18 protein-coding genes are annotated in these 15941 nt (G+C 53.5%); 15 read left to right on the forward strand and 3 right to left on the reverse strand.

The window, feature by feature from the left end:
• Positions 1-213: 213 nt before the first annotated feature.
• From rpsF to H7U06_RS13000, 8 genes are all read left to right on the forward strand, one after another.
• Entirely contained in the window at positions 214-582 is a 369-nt protein-coding gene (rpsF, locus tag H7U06_RS12965; RefSeq protein WP_012079158.1) for a 30S ribosomal protein S6, read from the forward strand.
• A gap of 27 nt (positions 583-609) precedes the next feature.
• On the forward strand, positions 610-903 hold the full coding sequence (gene priB, locus H7U06_RS12970; RefSeq protein WP_175626553.1) for a primosomal replication protein N: 294 nt from the start codon (positions 610-612) through the stop codon (positions 901-903).
• A gap of 15 nt (positions 904-918) precedes the next feature.
• The gene (rpsR, locus tag H7U06_RS12975) at positions 919-1203 is read left to right on the forward strand and encodes a 30S ribosomal protein S18 (RefSeq protein WP_012079160.1); all 285 of its coding nucleotides are present in this window, start codon (positions 919-921) and stop codon (positions 1201-1203) included.
• Between the two features lie 26 nt (positions 1204-1229).
• Positions 1230-1682, forward strand: a complete 453-nt coding sequence (gene rplI, locus H7U06_RS12980) for a 50S ribosomal protein L9 (RefSeq protein WP_175626554.1) — start codon at positions 1230-1232, stop codon at positions 1680-1682.
• 111 nt (positions 1683-1793) lie between these two features.
• Entirely contained in the window at positions 1794-3179 is a 1386-nt protein-coding gene (locus tag H7U06_RS12985; RefSeq protein WP_175626555.1) for a replicative DNA helicase, read from the forward strand.
• 92 nt (positions 3180-3271) lie between these two features.
• The gene (locus H7U06_RS12990) at positions 3272-3898 is read left to right on the forward strand and encodes a DUF47 domain-containing protein (protein WP_124575180.1); all 627 of its coding nucleotides are present in this window, start codon (positions 3272-3274) and stop codon (positions 3896-3898) included.
• 122 nt (positions 3899-4020) lie between these two features.
• A complete protein-coding gene (locus H7U06_RS12995) occupies positions 4021-5028 on the forward strand; it encodes an inorganic phosphate transporter (RefSeq protein ID WP_175626556.1) in 1008 nt (335 codons plus the stop codon).
• A gap of 275 nt (positions 5029-5303) precedes the next feature.
• Positions 5304-5546, forward strand: a complete 243-nt coding sequence (locus tag H7U06_RS13000; RefSeq protein ID WP_175626557.1) for a hypothetical protein — start codon at positions 5304-5306, stop codon at positions 5544-5546.
• Positions 5547-5756: 210 nt separating this feature from the next.
• Here the strand turns inward: H7U06_RS13000 and H7U06_RS13005 are convergent, their stop codons facing one another.
• From H7U06_RS13005 to H7U06_RS13015, 3 genes are all read right to left on the reverse strand, one after another.
• Positions 5757-7424 (reverse strand): PhoH family protein, encoded by a 1668-nt coding sequence (locus H7U06_RS13005; RefSeq protein ID WP_175626558.1) that lies wholly within the window; start codon positions 7422-7424, stop codon positions 5757-5759.
• Positions 7425-7647: 223 nt separating this feature from the next.
• Positions 7648-8142 carry a peroxiredoxin gene (locus tag H7U06_RS13010; protein ID WP_175626559.1) on the reverse strand — a complete coding sequence of 165 codons (495 nt, stop codon included), beginning with the start codon at positions 8140-8142 and terminating at the stop codon, positions 7648-7650.
• A 295-nt stretch (positions 8143-8437) separates the two neighbouring features.
• Entirely contained in the window at positions 8438-8806 is a 369-nt protein-coding gene (locus H7U06_RS13015; RefSeq protein WP_175626560.1) for an Mth938-like domain-containing protein, read from the reverse strand.
• Positions 8807-9085: 279 nt separating this feature from the next.
• On the opposite strand from H7U06_RS13015, the gene H7U06_RS13020 reads away from it, so the two are divergent.
• From H7U06_RS13020 to crcB, 7 genes are all read left to right on the forward strand, one after another.
• Positions 9086-10309: a pyridoxal phosphate-dependent aminotransferase gene (locus H7U06_RS13020; RefSeq protein ID WP_175626561.1), complete on the forward strand. Its 1224-nt coding sequence runs from the start codon at positions 9086-9088 to the stop codon at positions 10307-10309.
• An 80-nt stretch (positions 10310-10389) separates the two neighbouring features.
• Positions 10390-11700, forward strand: a complete 1311-nt coding sequence (locus H7U06_RS13025; protein WP_175626562.1) for a homoserine dehydrogenase — start codon at positions 10390-10392, stop codon at positions 11698-11700.
• Positions 11701-11928: 228 nt separating this feature from the next.
• Positions 11929-13389 carry a threonine synthase gene (thrC, locus tag H7U06_RS13030; RefSeq protein ID WP_175626563.1) on the forward strand — a complete coding sequence of 487 codons (1461 nt, stop codon included), beginning with the start codon at positions 11929-11931 and terminating at the stop codon, positions 13387-13389.
• Positions 13390-13484: 95 nt separating this feature from the next.
• Positions 13485-14726 carry a gephyrin-like molybdotransferase Glp gene (gene glp, locus H7U06_RS13035; RefSeq protein ID WP_175626564.1) on the forward strand — a complete coding sequence of 414 codons (1242 nt, stop codon included), beginning with the start codon at positions 13485-13487 and terminating at the stop codon, positions 14724-14726.
• Positions 14727-14733: 7 nt separating this feature from the next.
• Positions 14734-14991 (forward strand): molybdopterin converting factor subunit 1, encoded by a 258-nt coding sequence (gene moaD, locus H7U06_RS13040; protein WP_175626565.1) that lies wholly within the window; start codon positions 14734-14736, stop codon positions 14989-14991.
• Between the two features lie 18 nt (positions 14992-15009).
• Positions 15010-15477, forward strand: a complete 468-nt coding sequence (moaE, locus tag H7U06_RS13045) for a molybdopterin synthase catalytic subunit MoaE (protein ID WP_175626566.1) — start codon at positions 15010-15012, stop codon at positions 15475-15477.
• A complete protein-coding gene (gene crcB / locus H7U06_RS13050; RefSeq protein WP_175626567.1) occupies positions 15474-15848 on the forward strand; it encodes a fluoride efflux transporter CrcB in 375 nt (124 codons plus the stop codon). Before moaE ends, crcB begins: the two co-directional genes overlap by 4 nt.
• The last annotated feature ends 93 nt before the right edge of the window (positions 15849-15941 follow it).

The raw sequence follows: 15941 nt of genomic DNA on the forward strand, positions 1-15941 counted from the left end.
ACAGTCTGTATTTTTATACAGTACATGCCTAAACGCAAGCTGATTTATGCGGTTTCGGTGCAAATTGCGACGTATTCATGCGGGATTGCGGCGATAAACCTGCGTAAGCATTGAGTTTCCCTGCATTTGCGCGTATGATTGCCGGTTTTCCTCTTCCCACACTCGTCTTGACGCCGAGGTGGGCGATTTTCAATCCGACCAAAAGGAGCTTACATGCGTCATTATGAAATCGTATTTATCGTTCATCCGGATCAAAGCGAGCAAGTGCCTGCAATGATCGAGCGCTACAAAGGTATCGTCACCGCACGCGGCGGCGTTATTCACCGTGTCGAAGACTGGGGCCGTCGTCAAATGGCGTACATGATCCAGAAATTGGCAAAAGCGCACTACGTCTGCCTGAACATCGAATGTGACGGCGAAACACTGGCTGAAATCGAAACCGGCTTCAAATTCAACGATGCCGTTCTGCGTCATCTGACAGTGAAAATGAAGAAGGCTGAAACCGCACCATCGCCAATGATGAAGGCTGTGCAGAAGGAAGATGCTGCCAAGAGCCATCGCGCCGAGGCACCTGCTGCCTAATAGTCCTTAGACGTTACCAGACGGAGAGTGAATCAGCTTCAGTTTATTGCGACCATCGCCGAGCGTGAAATTTTGCGCTACACACCGGCCGGTGTCCCGATAGTGTCAGCAGTTTTGCTGCACAGTTCGCAACAGATGGAAGCAGGTATCCCACGATTGGTTGAGTTTGAAATGACCGCGATAGCTGCGGGTGAAATTTCAGGTCGATTCAATCAAGCCGAATTAGGCGGGACATATCAGTTCACTGGATTTCTGGCACGCAAGAGCCGTAACAGCAAAAGCCTTGTTTTCCATCTCACAGATTTCGAGAACCACATTTAGATACAGGAGCCCAAAATGGCATTCGGTAAAAAATTCGACAAGAACAAACTCAAAGAAAAACGCAAACAACAAAACCCATTGTTCAAGCGTAAAAAATTCTGCCGCTTCACCGCTGCACACGTAGAACAAGTTGATTACAAAGACGTAGATACCTTGAAAGACTTCGTTCAGGAAAACGGCAAAATCATGCCAGCACGCCTGACCGGTACCAAGGCTATCTATCAACGTCAGGTTGATACAGCAATCAAACGCGCACGTTACCTCGCGCTGTTGCCGTACACCGATCTGCACAACGCGTAATTAACGACTTGAAATAGGAGAAAAACATGCAAGTCATTCTGTTGGAAAAAGTCGTTAATCTCGGCAACCTCGGTGAAGTTGTAAAAGTCAAAGACGGTTACGCACGTAACTTCCTGATCCCACAACGTAAAGCACGTCGTGCTACCGCTGCTGCAGTCGCTGAATTCGAAGTCAAGCGCGCAGAACTGGAAAAAATCGCTGCAGAAAAACTGGCAGCTTCGCAAGCTCAAGGCGAGAAACTGACCGGTCAAACCGTTCAAATCACGCAAAAATCGGGTGTTGACGGCCGTTTGTTCGGTTCCGTTACCAACTCCGATATCGCTGAGGCGTTGGCAAAACAAGGCTTTGCAGTTGAAAAAGCTCAAGTTCGTCTGCCTACCGGCCCATTGAAAGTTGCTGGCGATCACGTTGTTGCAGTTGCATTGCATACCGACGTAGTCGTTGACGTAACGATCACTGTAATCGGCGACCACGCTTAAGTCGTCTTAAAGTACCTCGGGCACTTGCTGCCCACAAAAAGCCGGGTTTTCCCGGCTTTTTTATTGCCCATTTTCTGAAAGGGTGGGCTCCTAACAGGTATAATTCGCGCCATGAACACCCGTGCCGATCCGCAATTAGAAGCCCTACGCGTCCCCCCGCATTCGATAGAAGCCGAGCAATCTGTTCTCGGCGGCCTGCTGCTGGACAATGCTGCCTGGGATCGTATTGCCGATTTCGTCAATCAGGACGACTTCTATCGCTACGATCACCGGATTATCTTCCAGCACATGGTCAAGCTGATCAACAGCTCCAAACCAGCTGACGTCATCACCGTATTCGAAGCATTGACCAACAGTGGCAAGGCAGAAGAAGTCGGCGGCGTCGCCTACCTCAATGCGCTGGCCCAGAACACCCCATCCGCTGCCAATATCCGCCGCTACGCCGAAATCGTGCGTGATCGCGGCGTGCTGCGCAAACTGATTACAGTTGCTGACGAGATCTCCGGCAACGCTTTCAATCCGCAAGGTAAAGAAGTAAAGCAGATGCTGGACGAGGCCGAATCCAAGATCTTTGCGATTGCGGAAGAGGGCGCACGTGGTGCACAAGGTTTTCAGGAAATTCAGCCCCTGCTGACGCAGGTGGTAGAGCGTATCGACGAGCTGTATAACCGTGACATGCAGAATGACATCACCGGTGTACCTACCGGTTTTGCCGACCTCGACCGCATGACTTCCGGCTTGCAGCCAGGCGATCTGATTATCGTCGCCGGTCGTCCTTCGATGGGTAAGACCGCATTCTCCGTCAATATCGGTGAAAACGTGGCGATCGATAGTGGCTTGCCAGTCGCCGTCTTCTCGATGGAGATGGGTGGCGCTCAGCTGGCAATGCGTATGCTGGGTTCGGTTGGTCGTCTCGATCAGCACCGTCTGCGTACCGGTCGTCTGGCCGACGAAGACTGGCCACGCCTGACGCACGCGATCCAGAAAATGAACGATGCACAGCTGTACATCGATGAAACTCCGGCCTTGAACTCGATCGAGTTGCGTGCCCGTTCGCGTCGTCTGGCGCGTCAATGCGGCAAGCTGGGCCTGATCATCATCGATTACTTGCAACTGATGTCGGCCAACTCCGCCGGTGAAAACCGCGCTACCGAGATTTCCGAGATTTCGCGTAGCCTGAAAGGTCTGGCCAAAGAATTGAATTGCCCGGTGATTGCGCTCTCGCAGTTGAACCGCTCGCTGGAGCAACGTCCTAACAAACGCCCCGTCATGTCCGATCTGCGCGAATCCGGCGCTATCGAACAGGATGCTGACGTGATTCTGTTTATTTATCGCGACGAGGTTTATAACCCCGATTCGCCGGATAAAGGTACTGCCGAGATCATCATTGGTAAGCAGCGTAACGGCCCGATTGGTGCGGTACGCCTGACCTTCCTCGGCCAGTTCACCAAGTTTGAGAATTACACCGGTACCGCTGCCCTGTACCAAGGTGATTAATTAGGGTATCAGTTAGTTTTAGGAATTCTGGTCGGGGTCTGTGCCCTGGTCATCGCAGTATTTCAACATTTTAATATTCAAAGAGAGTAATCATGTTTGGACGACTTCTGCCGAAAGAAGGTAAATTTTTCGATCTCTTCAATGAGCATGCTGAATTTTGCGTGAAGGGTGCACGTGAGATGGTTGCATTGATGACCAATTTCGATGACCTGGAAATTCGTGTACATGCTATCGAAGGCATCGAAAAGCAGGCAGACAAGGTGACACATGCGACGCTGGACGCGCTGCATAAAACCTTCATCACGCCGCTGGATCGCGATGACATCCATCAACTGATTACCCGCATGGACGACATCCTCGACCTGCTCGAAGATGCAGCACAAACCATCTCCCTGTACGACATCAAGGCCATCACACCGGAAGCCAAACGCCTGGCCGAGTTATGCCTGGCTTGTACCGAAAAGGTCAAAGCTGCGGTCGGCCTCCTGCACAACATGGACAACTCGCGCGAAATCCTGACTATCTGCCAGGAAGTGGATCGCCTGGAATCGGATGCCGATCACGTCATGCGCGCTGCAATGTCCAAACTGTTCCGCGAAGAGCCGGACGTGCGCAACCTGATCAAACTCAAAGCCATTTATGAATTGCTGGAAACCGTGACCGACCGTTGCGAAGACGTAGCCAATATCATCGAAGGCATCATTGTCGAGAACGCTTAAGTCCGGCGCAACCCGGCCTGTCTTGCGCTGCTATTACATCGCGCAAGACGGAGCCATAAAGTTTCGCGGTTGCTGACACCGTTGTCCGCGACGTACGCAGAATCAACAAGAAATAAATATCCATGCAAACTCTTCACATGAGCTTTTATGTCCTGGCCTTTTTGATCATATTGGCTTTGGTCTTCGATTTCATGAATGGCTTTCATGACGCGGCTAATGCGATCGCAACGGTCGTCTCTACCGGCGTACTGAAACCGCAAACTGCGGTCATGATGGCGGCCTCATTCAACTTTATTGCGATTGGTGTATTCCACCTGAAAGTCGCATCGATGATAGGCAAGGGCACCATCGATCCTATCGTGATTGACCACTACGTCGTCTTTGGCGCCCTGGTTGGCGCCATCGTCTGGAACGTAGTGACCTGGCACTTCGGTCTGCCATCGTCCTCGTCGCACGCGCTGATCGGTGGTCTGGTTGGTGCTGCAGTAGCCAAAGCCGGTACCGATGCACTGATCGCTTCGGGTCTGATCAAAATCATCGCTTTCATCGTCTTGTCTCCTTTGCTTGGCTTCCTCTTTGGTTCGCTGATGATGGTGCTGGTGTCCTGGCTCTTTGTCAGGTCGACGCCGCGCAATGTGGATCGCTGGTTCCGTCGCCTGCAGCTGGTTTCGGCGGCGATGTACAGCCTGGGCCACGGTGGTAACGATGCACAAAAAACCATGGGTATCATCTGGATGCTGTTGATCGCCGCAGGTGCGACTACCGCTGAAGATCCGCTGCCATGGTGGGTAGTCATCAGCTGCTACAGCGCGATTAGCCTGGGTACCTTGTTTGGTGGCTGGCGTATCGTGAAAACCATGGGGCAGAAAATCACCAAGCTCAAACCAGTTGGCGGCTTCTGTGCTGAAACCGGTGGCGCGATTACCTTGTTCCTGGCAACTGCGCTGGGTGTGCCGGTTTCGACCACGCACACGATTACCGGTGCGATTGTCGGTGTCGGCGCTTCGCGCAAGATGTCGGCTGTGCGTTGGGGTGTGGCGGGTAATATCATCTGGGCCTGGATCTTCACCATTCCGGCTGCAGCGTTTATGGCTGCGATTGCCTGGTGGTTGGGAACGATGATCTTGTAATCATTTCCGTTTAATAAAAAAGCCGCTTCATGCGGCTTTTTTTATTGCGTGTCTGGTTTGTGTGCATATTCACATTGCAAACTTGGCAAGTTCGCGAGGCGTAAAGCTTGACACACTGGTAAGGACATTCTGTCCTAGGGCTTTATGTCCAATGTTGAACACGGTTGGCATAACTTAAAATAAATACACTGCTATGGCGCTGCGATGCAGGATTTTGAGGCAGCGCGCCTCAGGATAGATAGCTTCAAGTAATAACCTGGAAATACTGAAAAATCATGGATTGGGTTCCGATAGTCTTCGTTGTGTTCAAAGCCCTCGTGCTTGTCACGGGCATGTACTACGCCATCAAATGGCATTACGACCAAGGGAAAAAGGGCAAGCTGACGGAGAGAGGCGCGGTGTTACGCGCGAGCGGTAAAGTAGTCGCTATCTTCATGCTGTCGCTTCTGATTCTCGGAGGCTTTACATATGTTCTTGTCAGCGTAGCTGGCCTGGATATGGGGTGGCCGTGGTGGTAAAGAGCGGGAGCTGAAAAAGCAGCAGCTTCGCTGATTCACGCTAGTGCATACATAAAGTAAACCTAAGTGGCTGCCGGACCACCCCCGGCAACCCCGCTCTCTACGGAGAGAGCGCCGAATCAGCAACAATCAATACGCAAACCAAGCACCCAATAAAAAAGGCCTGCTAAACAGCAGGCCTTTTTGCAACTACTCAAATTAAAACTAAGCTTACAGCACCTCACTGGCATGATCTGCTAGGCGCGAACGCTCACCGCGTGCCAGAGTGACATGGCCACTATGACCCCAGCCCTTGAAGCGATCAACCACATAGGTCAAGCCGCTCGAGCCTTCGGTCAGGTAAGGCGTATCGATCTGCGCGATGTTACCGAGACAGATGATTTTGGTGCCTGGACCTGCGCGGGTGACCAGGGTTTTCATTTGTTTCGGCGTCAGGTTTTGCGCTTCATCGATGATGAGGAATTTGTTGACGAAGGTACGGCCGCGCATGAAGTTGAGCGACTTGATTTTGATGCGTGAGCGGATGAGGTCTTGCGTTGCGGCGCGGCCCCATTCACCAGCATCATTGTCGGACTTGTTCAGCACTTCCAGGTTGTCGTCGAACGCGCCCATCCATGGCGACATTTTTTCTTCCTCGGTACCAGGCAGGAAGCCAATGTCTTCACCGACCGGCACCGTGACGCGGGTCACGATGATTTCGCTGTAGAGCTTGGTTTCCAGTACCTGCGCCAGGCCTGCAGCGAGTGCCAGCAAGGTTTTACCGGTACCCGCCTGACCCAGCAGGGTGACGAAGTCGCACTCAGGGTCCATCAACAGGTTCAGGGCGAAGTTTTGTTCGCGGTTGCGAGCCGTGACGCCCCAGACGCTGTTCTTGGTGTGTGCATAGTCACGCAAGGTCTGGATGACTGCGGTTTTGCCATTGATTTGTCGCACCTGGCCGTAGAACGACGCTTCGCCGTTTTGCGGTTCCATGAAGACAAACTGATTGACCAGCATCGAAGGCACGACCGGACCGCTTAGGCGGTAGAAGGTGTAGCCGGTACCGTGTTTGTTTTCCTGCCAGGACTCCATGCCTTTCGCATGCTTGATCCAGAAGTCGTCCGGCAATTGCATGATGCCGGAGTAGAGCAGGTCGGTATCTTCCAGTACGTGGTCGTTCAGGTACTCTTCCGCTGGCAGGCCCATCGCGCGCGCCTTGATGCGCATGTTGATATCTTTCGATACCAGCACGATGGCACGACCCGGATACTGGGCTTCCAGTGCACGTACCACGCCGAGGATCTGGTTGTCGGCTTTGCCCATAGGCAGGCCTTCAGGCAGCGTGACGTTTTGCAGCTTGGTCTGGAAGAACAAACGGCCTTTGGCATCCTTGTTGCCCAGTTTGGACAGCGGGATACCTTCGTCGATCGCATTTTCTTCCACACCGCTGACCAGAGCATCCAGTGAACGGGATACCTGGCGTGCGCTGCGCGCGACTTCGGACATGCCTTTCTTGTGATCGTCGAGTTCTTCCAGCGTCATCATAGGCAGATAGACGTCGTGTTCCTCGAAGCGGAACAGCGAAGTCGGATCGTGCATCAGAACATTGGTGTCGAGTACAAATAATTTGGTGACGCCGGATTTATCAGTCGGGCGACGGGTGCCGGATTTTGGTGCCAGCGCGACGGTTTGTGCCGAGGAAGCGGCGCGCGGTTTAGTAGCGGGGGCTTTGTCTGCGATTTTTGCGCGGACAGGTGCCGGGGCTGGGGCTGCTTCAGTTTTGCGTGCTACCGGTTCAATCAGAGTCAGCGATTTGACAATCTTGTCCTTATCCGCCTTCGGATAGTCTCGCGGTGACAGCAATGCAGCAGGCTTGGTCGGTAGTTTAGGCAGGGGCATCAGGACCTCGATCTAGAAAGTTTGAGAACATTTACAACAGGTACTAACGGTGATGCAGACGCGAAAAAGCGCGGTGGAGGAGAAAAAATGGCAAAAGAAAATGCCGGCCGGAGGAGGGTGTACAAATCAAAAAGTAAAAAAGCCGTTTGGGAAGGCTCATGGCCTAATCCGCAAACGGCTTTCTTAGAGAAAAATTCTTTTGAATTCAATGGGTTTTGCAAACCTAAGCAAGAGCCTTCACAAACTCCAGTACGTCATCGATGTGTCCAGGCACTTTCACTCCACGCCATTCTTTCACCAATTTGCCTGACTCGTCAATAATAAAAGTGGAGCGTTCGATACCGCGTACTTTTTTGCCATACATATTTTTCATCTTCATGACATCGAACATGGTGCACAGTGTTTCGTCCGGGTCGGAGATCAGTTCGAAGGGCAGTGCCAGTTTGGCCTTGAAGCCTTCATGCGAACGTAGGCTGTCGCGGCTGACGCCGAATACTTCGGCATTAGCGGCGCGGAATTGCTCATGCAGGTCGCGGAAATGTATGCCTTCGGTGGTGCAGCCCGGCGTGTTGTCCTTCGGGTAGAAATACAGGACGATTTTTTTCCCTTTGTAATCAGCGAGTTGAAAGGTTTGCTCACCAGTCATGGGCGCGGAAAAATCCGGTACGATTTTGTTCAGGGCAGAAGGGCGTTCTGCTACGGGAGTGGCTTGATCCATTTATCTCACTTTCTCTGCCGATAGTGCAGCGCTGCAGGCGCAGCGGCATGATGGTCGATCGATTTGCTACCAGTTCGGCGTATGCGTGAAAAACGCGAGGAGCAATACGCAATAAGCTATACGGCCGAGCACACAGATGGGGGCGAGTTTTTATCCTTCAAGCAATGAAATTAATTTAATTTCATGCGTGAAATATTCGTTAATACCTGTCGGACACTATACAAAAGACAATAATTTCCCGACTTGGTTCTGTGCGGACTGCACTCGAGTGTAGTCCGTGCAGCTTGCCCCAGCCTTACAGGATTAGTGCGAGGGCGACCTTACGGCCTTCAGCCATGAGGATGTTGTAGGTGCGGCAGGCAGCCTGGTTATCCATGCATTCGACGCCGATGCGGCGCGAGGTAAGCGAGGCGGTCAGACGTGGATGGACGAAGCGCTGGGTGGCGCCGGTGCCGAGGATGACAACATCGGGGGTGATCGCATTGATTTGCTCGAAATTTTCGGCTGTCAGCGCGTCGAACGAGGTCACTGGCCATGCAACCGGTTTGATTTCAGGTAATACGACCAGGCTGTAGTTGTATGGAATTAAATTGATTTCAATGCCATTTTCATCATACGAGGTGACAGTCTGGTATTGCTGGGTAGCGGTGCTGTGTAACTTCATGGCTGGGCAGTCGGGAGTCGGAGCGGGTTTCCGCCTGTTTCCGAATAATTGGATGGTAAAGAAGGCTTATTGTAACGTTTTCAGCTTTAAAGCAGCCTTTATCGATTGATAAAATCGCTTCCTTTCGGCAAAATGGATCTCTTTCGCGGTGCACCATTGCCACCGTCATTTTTCGCTTGCTCCCGCGCGCTTTACTCCGCGGCCACAGATCGTAGGGTGCAGGCGTTTCAATTAGAGCTTAGTAAAGACAAGTTCTGAAATTCACAAGGAACATTAGCTGTGCGACCGATTCAAAAATCGAAAAAACTGGATGATGTTTGCTACGACATTCGCGGCCCCGTGCTCGAAAAAGCGCGGCAAATGGAAGAAGACGGTCACAAGATTATCAAGCTGAATATCGGCAATCTCGCCGTATTCGGTTTCGACGCGCCGGACGAGATCGTGCAAGACATGATCCGCAATATGTCGAACGCCTCCGGCTACACAGATTCCAAAGGTTTGTTTGCGCCGCGCAAGGCGATCATGCATTACACGCAGGAAAAGAAAATCACCGGCGTGACCATAGATGATATCTACCTCGGCAACGGTGCGTCCGAGCTGATCGTGATGAGCATGAATGCCTTGCTCAATACCGGCGACGAAGTACTGGTGCCTTCGCCTGATTATCCGTTGTGGACCGCCGCGGTCAGCTTGTCCGGCGGCAAGCCGGTGCACTATGTCTGCGACGAGCAGGCAGACTGGTTTCCGGACATCGAAGATATCAAGAGCAAGATTAATTCGAATACCAAGGCGATTGTCGTCATCAACCCGAACAATCCGACGGGTGCCCTGTATCCGGTAGAGCTGCTGGAACAGATCGTTGAGCTGGCTCGTCAGCATCAATTGATCGTGTTTGCAGATGAAATCTACGACAAGGTACTGTACGACGGCAACACGCACACCTCGCTGGCTTCGCTGGCGGACGACGTCTTGTTCATCACCTTCAATGGCTTGTCGAAAAACTACCGTTCCTGCGGCTATCGCGCAGGCTGGATGGTGGTTTCCGGTGAGAAGCGTCATGCGCGTGATTACATCGAAGGCCTGAACATGCTGGCGTCGATGCGCCTGTGCGCCAACGTGCCGGGGCAGTATGCAATCCAGACCGCATTGGGCGGCCACCAGAGCATCAATGACCTGGTCGGGCCGGGTGGTCGCTTGCTGCGCCAGCGAGACCTTGCGCATAAGTTGCTGACCGAGATCCCGGGTGTGACCTGCGTCAAGCCTAAGTCGGCCTTGTACATGTTCCCGCGTCTGGATCCCAAGATGTATCCGATCAAGGACGACCAGGACTTCGCACATCAATTGCTGGCAGAAGAAAGTGTATTGATCGTGCAGGGTACGGGCTTCAATTGCCCGACTACAGACCATTTCAGGGTAGTATTCTTGCCGAATTCAGATGACCTGACGGTCGCGATCGGTCGAATCGCGCATTTCCTTGAAGGCTATCGCAAGCGCCTGGGCTAAGCCCCGGACTCTATTTCAGTCACCACGCTCTTCGTCTTGGAGAGCGCTGTTTTTCATGTGACATTATTTATACAGAGATTATGAAATCCATCAAAGTTGGCTTGTTAGGAATCGGCACCGTCGGTGCGGGTACATTCAATGTTCTGAAGCGTAACCAGGAAGAAATTTCCCGCCGCGCCGGTCATGGTATTGAAATCGTGATGGTGGCTGACCTGAATGTGGAACGCGCCAAGGAATTGGTTGGCTCGCACTGCGAAGTGGTGAGCGACGGCAATCTGGTTGTTTCCAATCCTGACATCGACATCGTAGTCGAACTGATTGGTGGCTACGGCATTGCGAAAGACCTGGTACTGAAAGCGATCGCCAACGGCAAGCACGTCGTGACCGCGAACAAGGCTTTGCTGGCGACCCACGGCGATGAGATTTTCAAAGCTGCACAAGACAAAGGCGTGATGGTTGCGTATGAAGCCGCAGTAGCTGGTGGCATTCCTATCATCAAGGCTTTGCGTGAAGGCCTGACCGCCAACCGCATCGAATGGATCGCCGGCATCATCAACGGCACCACCAACTTCATCCTGTCCGAAATGCGTGACAAGGGCCTGGATTTCGATACCGTTTTGAAAGAAGCGCAACGCCTGGGTTATGCCGAGGCTGATCCTACCTTCGATATCGAAGGCGTGGATGCTGCGCACAAGGCGACCCTGATGTCGGCGATTGCATTCGGTATCCCGGTGCAGTTTGACAAGGCGCACGTGGAAGGCATCACCAAGCTGGAAGCGGTTGACATCCGTTATGCAGAACAACTCGGCTATCGCATCAAATTGCTCGGCATCGCCAAGCGCACACCGCAAGGTATCGAGCTGCGCGTGCATCCGACCCTGATCCCTGCCAAACGCCTGATCGCGAATGTCGAAGGTGCGATGAATGCGGTACTGGTGCAGGGCGACGCCGTCGGCGCAACTTTGTATTACGGCAAGGGTGCAGGCGCTGAGCCTACCGCATCGGCCGTGATTGCCGACCTGGTAGATATCGCGCGTCTGGCGGATGCAGAACCAGCGCATCGTGTGCCGCATCTGGCGTTCCAGCCAAATGCAATGGCCGATACGCCTATCCTGCCGATTTCGGAAGTCACCACCAGCTACTACCTGCGCATGCATGTAGCGGACAAACTGGGTGTGTTGGCAAATGTCACCAGCATCCTGGCGGATTCGACGATCTCGATAGACGCCATGTTGCAAAAGGAACCAGCCTTGGGCGAAACCCAGACCGACATCATCATGCTGACGCACCAGACGCAAGAGAAGAACGTCGAAGCTGCGATCAAGAAAATCGAAGCCTTGCCTACCGTTATCGGCAAAGTGACCAAGATCCGCCTGGAACACCTGAGCTAATCTGGCAGCCAACACCGGTGAAGTTAGTTAAATCCGGCTTCACCGAGTCTCTTCATCGCTTATTTTGCTGATTTCGCCGAAATTGGCTCTTCATCCCCGGCGACTATCCCTGTTCTGCTCCCCAGGCCTGCTCCGGACGCTATAATAGTGCTCTGTATGTAATGTGCTGCCTTGCCGGTATCATCCTGTTTCCTGAGCAAGTCGGCCACCAACCAAGTCAATTACTCTATGCAATACATTTCCACTCGCGGCCTGGCGCCGGCACAGTCGTTTTCTGAAATTTTGCTGGGCGGTCTGGCGCCTGACGGTGGTTTGTATCTGCCTGAGACTTACCCGCAGGTCAGCGACGCTGAGCTGGATGCCTGGCGCACGCTGTCGTATGCCGACCTGGCTTACGAAGTGCTGCGCAAGTTTGCGACCGACATTCCGGATGCCGACCTCAAGGCACTGGTACATAAAACCTATACCGCCGATGTGTATCGCAATGTGCGCCATGGCGAAGAAGCTGTGCGCATCACGCCTTTGCGTACGGTAGAAGAAAAGAATGGCAGCAAGCTGGTATTGCAAGCCTTGTCGAATGGTCCGACGCTGGCTTTCAAGGACATGGCCATGCAGTTGCTGGGCAATCTGTTTGAATACACGCTGGCGAAGCAACATGCCGAGTTGAATATTTTTGGCGCGACTTCCGGCGATACCGGCAGCGCGGCCGAGTACGCGATGCGCGGCAAAAAGGGCATACGTGTCTTCATGCTGTCGCCGCACAAAAAAATGAGCGCATTCCAGACTGCACAAATGTTCAGCCTGCAAGACCCGAACATTTTCAACATCGCGGTGGAAGGCGTGTTTGATGATTGTCAGGATATGGTCAAGGCCGTCTCGAACGATCACAGCTTCAAGCAACAGCAAAAAATTGGTACCGTGAATTCGATTAACTGGGCGCGCGTCGTGGCGCAAGTGATCTACTACTTCCGTGGTTACCTCAGCGCGACCACCAGCAACGAACAAAAAGTATCGTTCACCGTACCCTCCGGTAACTTCGGCAACATTTGCGCAGGTCATATCGCGCGCATGATGGGCTTGCCTATCGATAAGCTGGTTGCAGCAACCAATGAAAACGATGTGCTGGATGAGTTCTTCCGCACCGGTGTGTATCGCGTACGTAAATCAGCCGAGACTTACCACACCACCAGCCCGAGTATGGATATCAGCAAAGCGTCGAACTTCGAACGCTTTGTCTATGACTTGCTGAATCGTGATGGCGATCGTGTACGTGCCTTGTTCCAGAAAGTGGAAACAGATGGCGGCTTCGATCTGTCCGGCAAGCCGGGCAGCGACGGTGACGAGTTCAAGAATATTGCGAAGTTCGGTTTTGCTTCCGGCAAATCGACACACAGCGATCGCGTCGCTACCATCCGTGACCTGCAAAACAAGTATGACTTGATGATAGACACCCATACCGCAGATGGCGTGAAAGTCGCACGTGAGCACCTGACACCGGGTGTCACCATGATCGTGCTGGAAACAGCATTGCCAGCCAAGTTCAACGAAACCATACGCGAAGCGCTGGGGCGTGATGCCGATCGTCCGGCTGGTTTTGAAAATATTGAAGACTTGCCGCAGCGCTTTGAAGTGATGCCTGCAGATGTTAACAAGATGAAGAGTTTCATCGCCAAGCATACAGGTCTGTAATACCGGAATTGCCGCCTGCGCGCGGCAATCGACAGGGCAAGCGGAATACCATGTTTCCGCTTACTATCGTTCCATGATCCATTATCGAGCCCAGCATGAGTGAACCTAAACCGATGTTGAGTGTGGCCGAGGCCCTCGACTTCCTGCTTACTTCCGCCCAGAAAATTACCGAGACTGAAACCCTGGCTACGCTGGATGCGAACGGTCGCGTCCTGGCCGTTGCACAGGAGTCGCAACTGAATGTACCGCCAGTCGATAACACATCCATGGATGGCTATGCGGTGCGTGCTGCTGATTGCGCCAGCGGTGAGGCGGTCTTGCGTGTCAGCCAGCGCATCCCGGCCGGGCATGTCGGCCAGCCACTAGAGGCTGGTTGCGCAGCGCGTATTTTTACCGGTGCCATGATCCCGCAGGGTGCGGATGCCGTCGTTATGCAGGAAGTCTGTGTCGCATCCAAAGGTGCGGACGGCGACCTGGTCACGGTCAAACACGCCCCGGTCTCCGGCGAATGGATACGCCGTGCAGGAGAGGATATCCGTGCCGGCAGTACCATATTGACTGCCGGCCAGCGCTTGCGTGCGCAGGAACTCGGTCTGGCCGCTTCGGTCGGCCTGGCGCAATTGCCAGTGGTGCGCAAATTGCGCGTTGCGGTCTTCTTTACCGGTGACGAACTGGCGATGCCGGGAGAAGTGCTGAAACCAGGCGCTATCTACAATTCGAATCGCTTCACATTGCGTGGCCTGCTGGAAAACCTCGGCTGCGAAATCAGCGATTTCGGCATCGTGCCGGACACGCTGGCAGCGACCCGCGACACCTTGCGTCGTGCCGCCGCTGAAAACGACCTGATCATTACTTCCGGTGGCGTTTCGGTCGGCGAAGAGGATCACATCAAACCTGCGGTCGAAGCCGAAGGCCATCTGAATATGTGGCAGATCGCGGTCAAGCCGGGCAAGCCGCTGGCGTTCGGTGAAGTGAACCGCAGCGCCAAAGGTGGTACTGCTTACTTCCTCGGTTTGCCGGGTAATCCGGTATCTAGTTTCGTCACCTTCATGCTGTTTGTGCGACCATTCATCCTGCGTCTGCAAGGTGTCGAAAATGTGGCGCCCAAGGCTTATCCTATGCGTGCCGATTTCAATCTGAACAAGGCCGACAAGCGCAACGAATTCCTGCGCGCGAAGATCAATGAGCAGGGTGGCCTCGATTTATTTCCTAACCAGAGTTCGGGTGTGCTGACCTCAACTGTGTGGGGCGATGGCCTGATTGATCATCCGTCGGGCAAGACCATAGCGGCCGGTGATACCGTGCGCTTTATTTCATTCAGCGATTTGATGTACTGATAGTGATATGAATATAGAACTTCGTTTTTTTGCCAGCGTACGTGAAGCGCTGAAGGTAGCCCAGGAGTCGGTCACCGTACCTGCCACTGTCAAAACCGTGGGCGACGTGCGCGCTTTCCTGCGTGAGCGCGGTGGCGTCTGGGCTGAAGCACTGGCGGACAGCCGCCCTTTGCGCATGGCTTACAATCAGGAAATGACAAGTGCTGACACCGCAATCGAAGAGGGGAGTGAAGTTGCTTTCTTTCCTCCGGTAACCGGCGGCTGATCAGACGGAGCAGAGCATATGCCAGTACGTGTACAAACCGAAGATTTTGACGTCAGCCAGGAAGTCGCTGCCTTGCGTGCGAATAGCCCGCAGGTCGGCGCAGTCGTAACCTTTATCGGTACCGTACGCGACATGAACGACGGCTCCAACGTGGCCGAGATGGAGCTGGAACACTATCCCGGCATGACCGAAAAAGCCCTGCAAAACATCGTTGAGCAGGCGAAGGCACGCTGGCCTATTTTTGATGCGCTGGTGATCCATCGCATCGGGCCTTTGTTGCCACTCGAGCAAATCGTGCTGGTTGCGGTTACCTCGGCACATCGCGGCGAAGCTTTTTCTGCCTGCGAGTTCATCATCGATTACCTGAAAACAGACGCGCCGTTCTGGAAGAAAGAACAAACACCGCAAGGTGCGCGCTGGGTTGATGCCCGTACCACGGACGATACCGCGCTGGCCAAGTGGAAGCTTCCAGGAGCGGCCAAGTGAGCTGGCTCGCAGTCGGCCTCGGTGCAGCACTGGGTGCCTGGTTGCGATGGGGGCTAGGCCTCTGGTTCAATGCGGTAAATAACGTCGTGCCTATCGGTACGCTGGCGGCCAACCTGATCGGTGGTTATCTGGTCGGACTGGCAGTGGCCTTCTTTAGCGGCCATCCGGGCGTGCCGCCGGAATGGCGCTTGTTCGCCATCACCGGTTTCCTCGGTGGCCTGACCACTTTCTCTACCTTCTCGGCCGAAGCCGTGATGCTGCTACAGCGCGGCGACTATATGTGGGCGTTGACGCATACCGTACTGCACCTGGTCGGTTCTATCGCTTGCTGTATTGCAGGTTTTGCTACCTATCGCGCATTCGCGGCATAGACTACTATGGACGCTGCCAGCCGCGTTAGTGCTGGCCAGGAGCTGATAACAGCTGTTTCACCTGATATCGCATCTTTTCCCACGATTTCTGCC

It is taken from the genome of Herminiimonas sp. Marseille-P9896 (assembly GCF_903993245.1).
In the GTDB taxonomy this organism is placed as follows: domain Bacteria; phylum Pseudomonadota; class Gammaproteobacteria; order Burkholderiales; family Burkholderiaceae_D; genus Oxalicibacterium; species Oxalicibacterium contaminans.

Excerpts from the sequence above, each read along its gene's own strand:
- rpsF (WP_012079158.1), top strand. The coding sequence starts at position 214 with ATGCGTCATTATGAAATCGTATTTATCGTTCATCCGGATCAAAGCGAG.
- rpsR (WP_012079160.1), top strand. The coding sequence starts at position 919 with ATGGCATTCGGTAAAAAATTCGACAAGAACAAACTCAAAGAAAAACGC.
- rplI (WP_175626554.1), top strand. The coding sequence starts at position 1,230 with ATGCAAGTCATTCTGTTGGAAAAAGTCGTTAATCTCGGCAACCTCGGT.
- H7U06_RS12985 (WP_175626555.1), top strand. The coding sequence starts at position 1,794 with ATGAACACCCGTGCCGATCCGCAATTAGAAGCCCTACGCGTCCCCCCG.
- H7U06_RS12990 (WP_124575180.1), top strand. The coding sequence starts at position 3,272 with ATGTTTGGACGACTTCTGCCGAAAGAAGGTAAATTTTTCGATCTCTTC.
- H7U06_RS12995 (WP_175626556.1), top strand. The coding sequence starts at position 4,021 with ATGCAAACTCTTCACATGAGCTTTTATGTCCTGGCCTTTTTGATCATA.
- H7U06_RS13000 (WP_175626557.1), top strand. The coding sequence starts at position 5,304 with ATGGATTGGGTTCCGATAGTCTTCGTTGTGTTCAAAGCCCTCGTGCTT.
- H7U06_RS13005 (WP_175626558.1), bottom strand. The coding sequence starts at position 7,424 with ATGCCCCTGCCTAAACTACCGACCAAGCCTGCTGCATTGCTGTCACCG.
- H7U06_RS13010 (WP_175626559.1), bottom strand. The coding sequence starts at position 8,142 with ATGGATCAAGCCACTCCCGTAGCAGAACGCCCTTCTGCCCTGAACAAA.
- H7U06_RS13015 (WP_175626560.1), bottom strand. The coding sequence starts at position 8,806 with ATGAAGTTACACAGCACCGCTACCCAGCAATACCAGACTGTCACCTCG.
- H7U06_RS13025 (WP_175626562.1), top strand. The coding sequence starts at position 10,390 with ATGAAATCCATCAAAGTTGGCTTGTTAGGAATCGGCACCGTCGGTGCG.
- thrC (WP_175626563.1), top strand. The coding sequence starts at position 11,929 with ATGCAATACATTTCCACTCGCGGCCTGGCGCCGGCACAGTCGTTTTCT.
- glp (WP_175626564.1), top strand. The coding sequence starts at position 13,485 with ATGAGTGAACCTAAACCGATGTTGAGTGTGGCCGAGGCCCTCGACTTC.
- moaD (WP_175626565.1), top strand. The coding sequence starts at position 14,734 with ATGAATATAGAACTTCGTTTTTTTGCCAGCGTACGTGAAGCGCTGAAG.
- moaE (WP_175626566.1), top strand. The coding sequence starts at position 15,010 with ATGCCAGTACGTGTACAAACCGAAGATTTTGACGTCAGCCAGGAAGTC.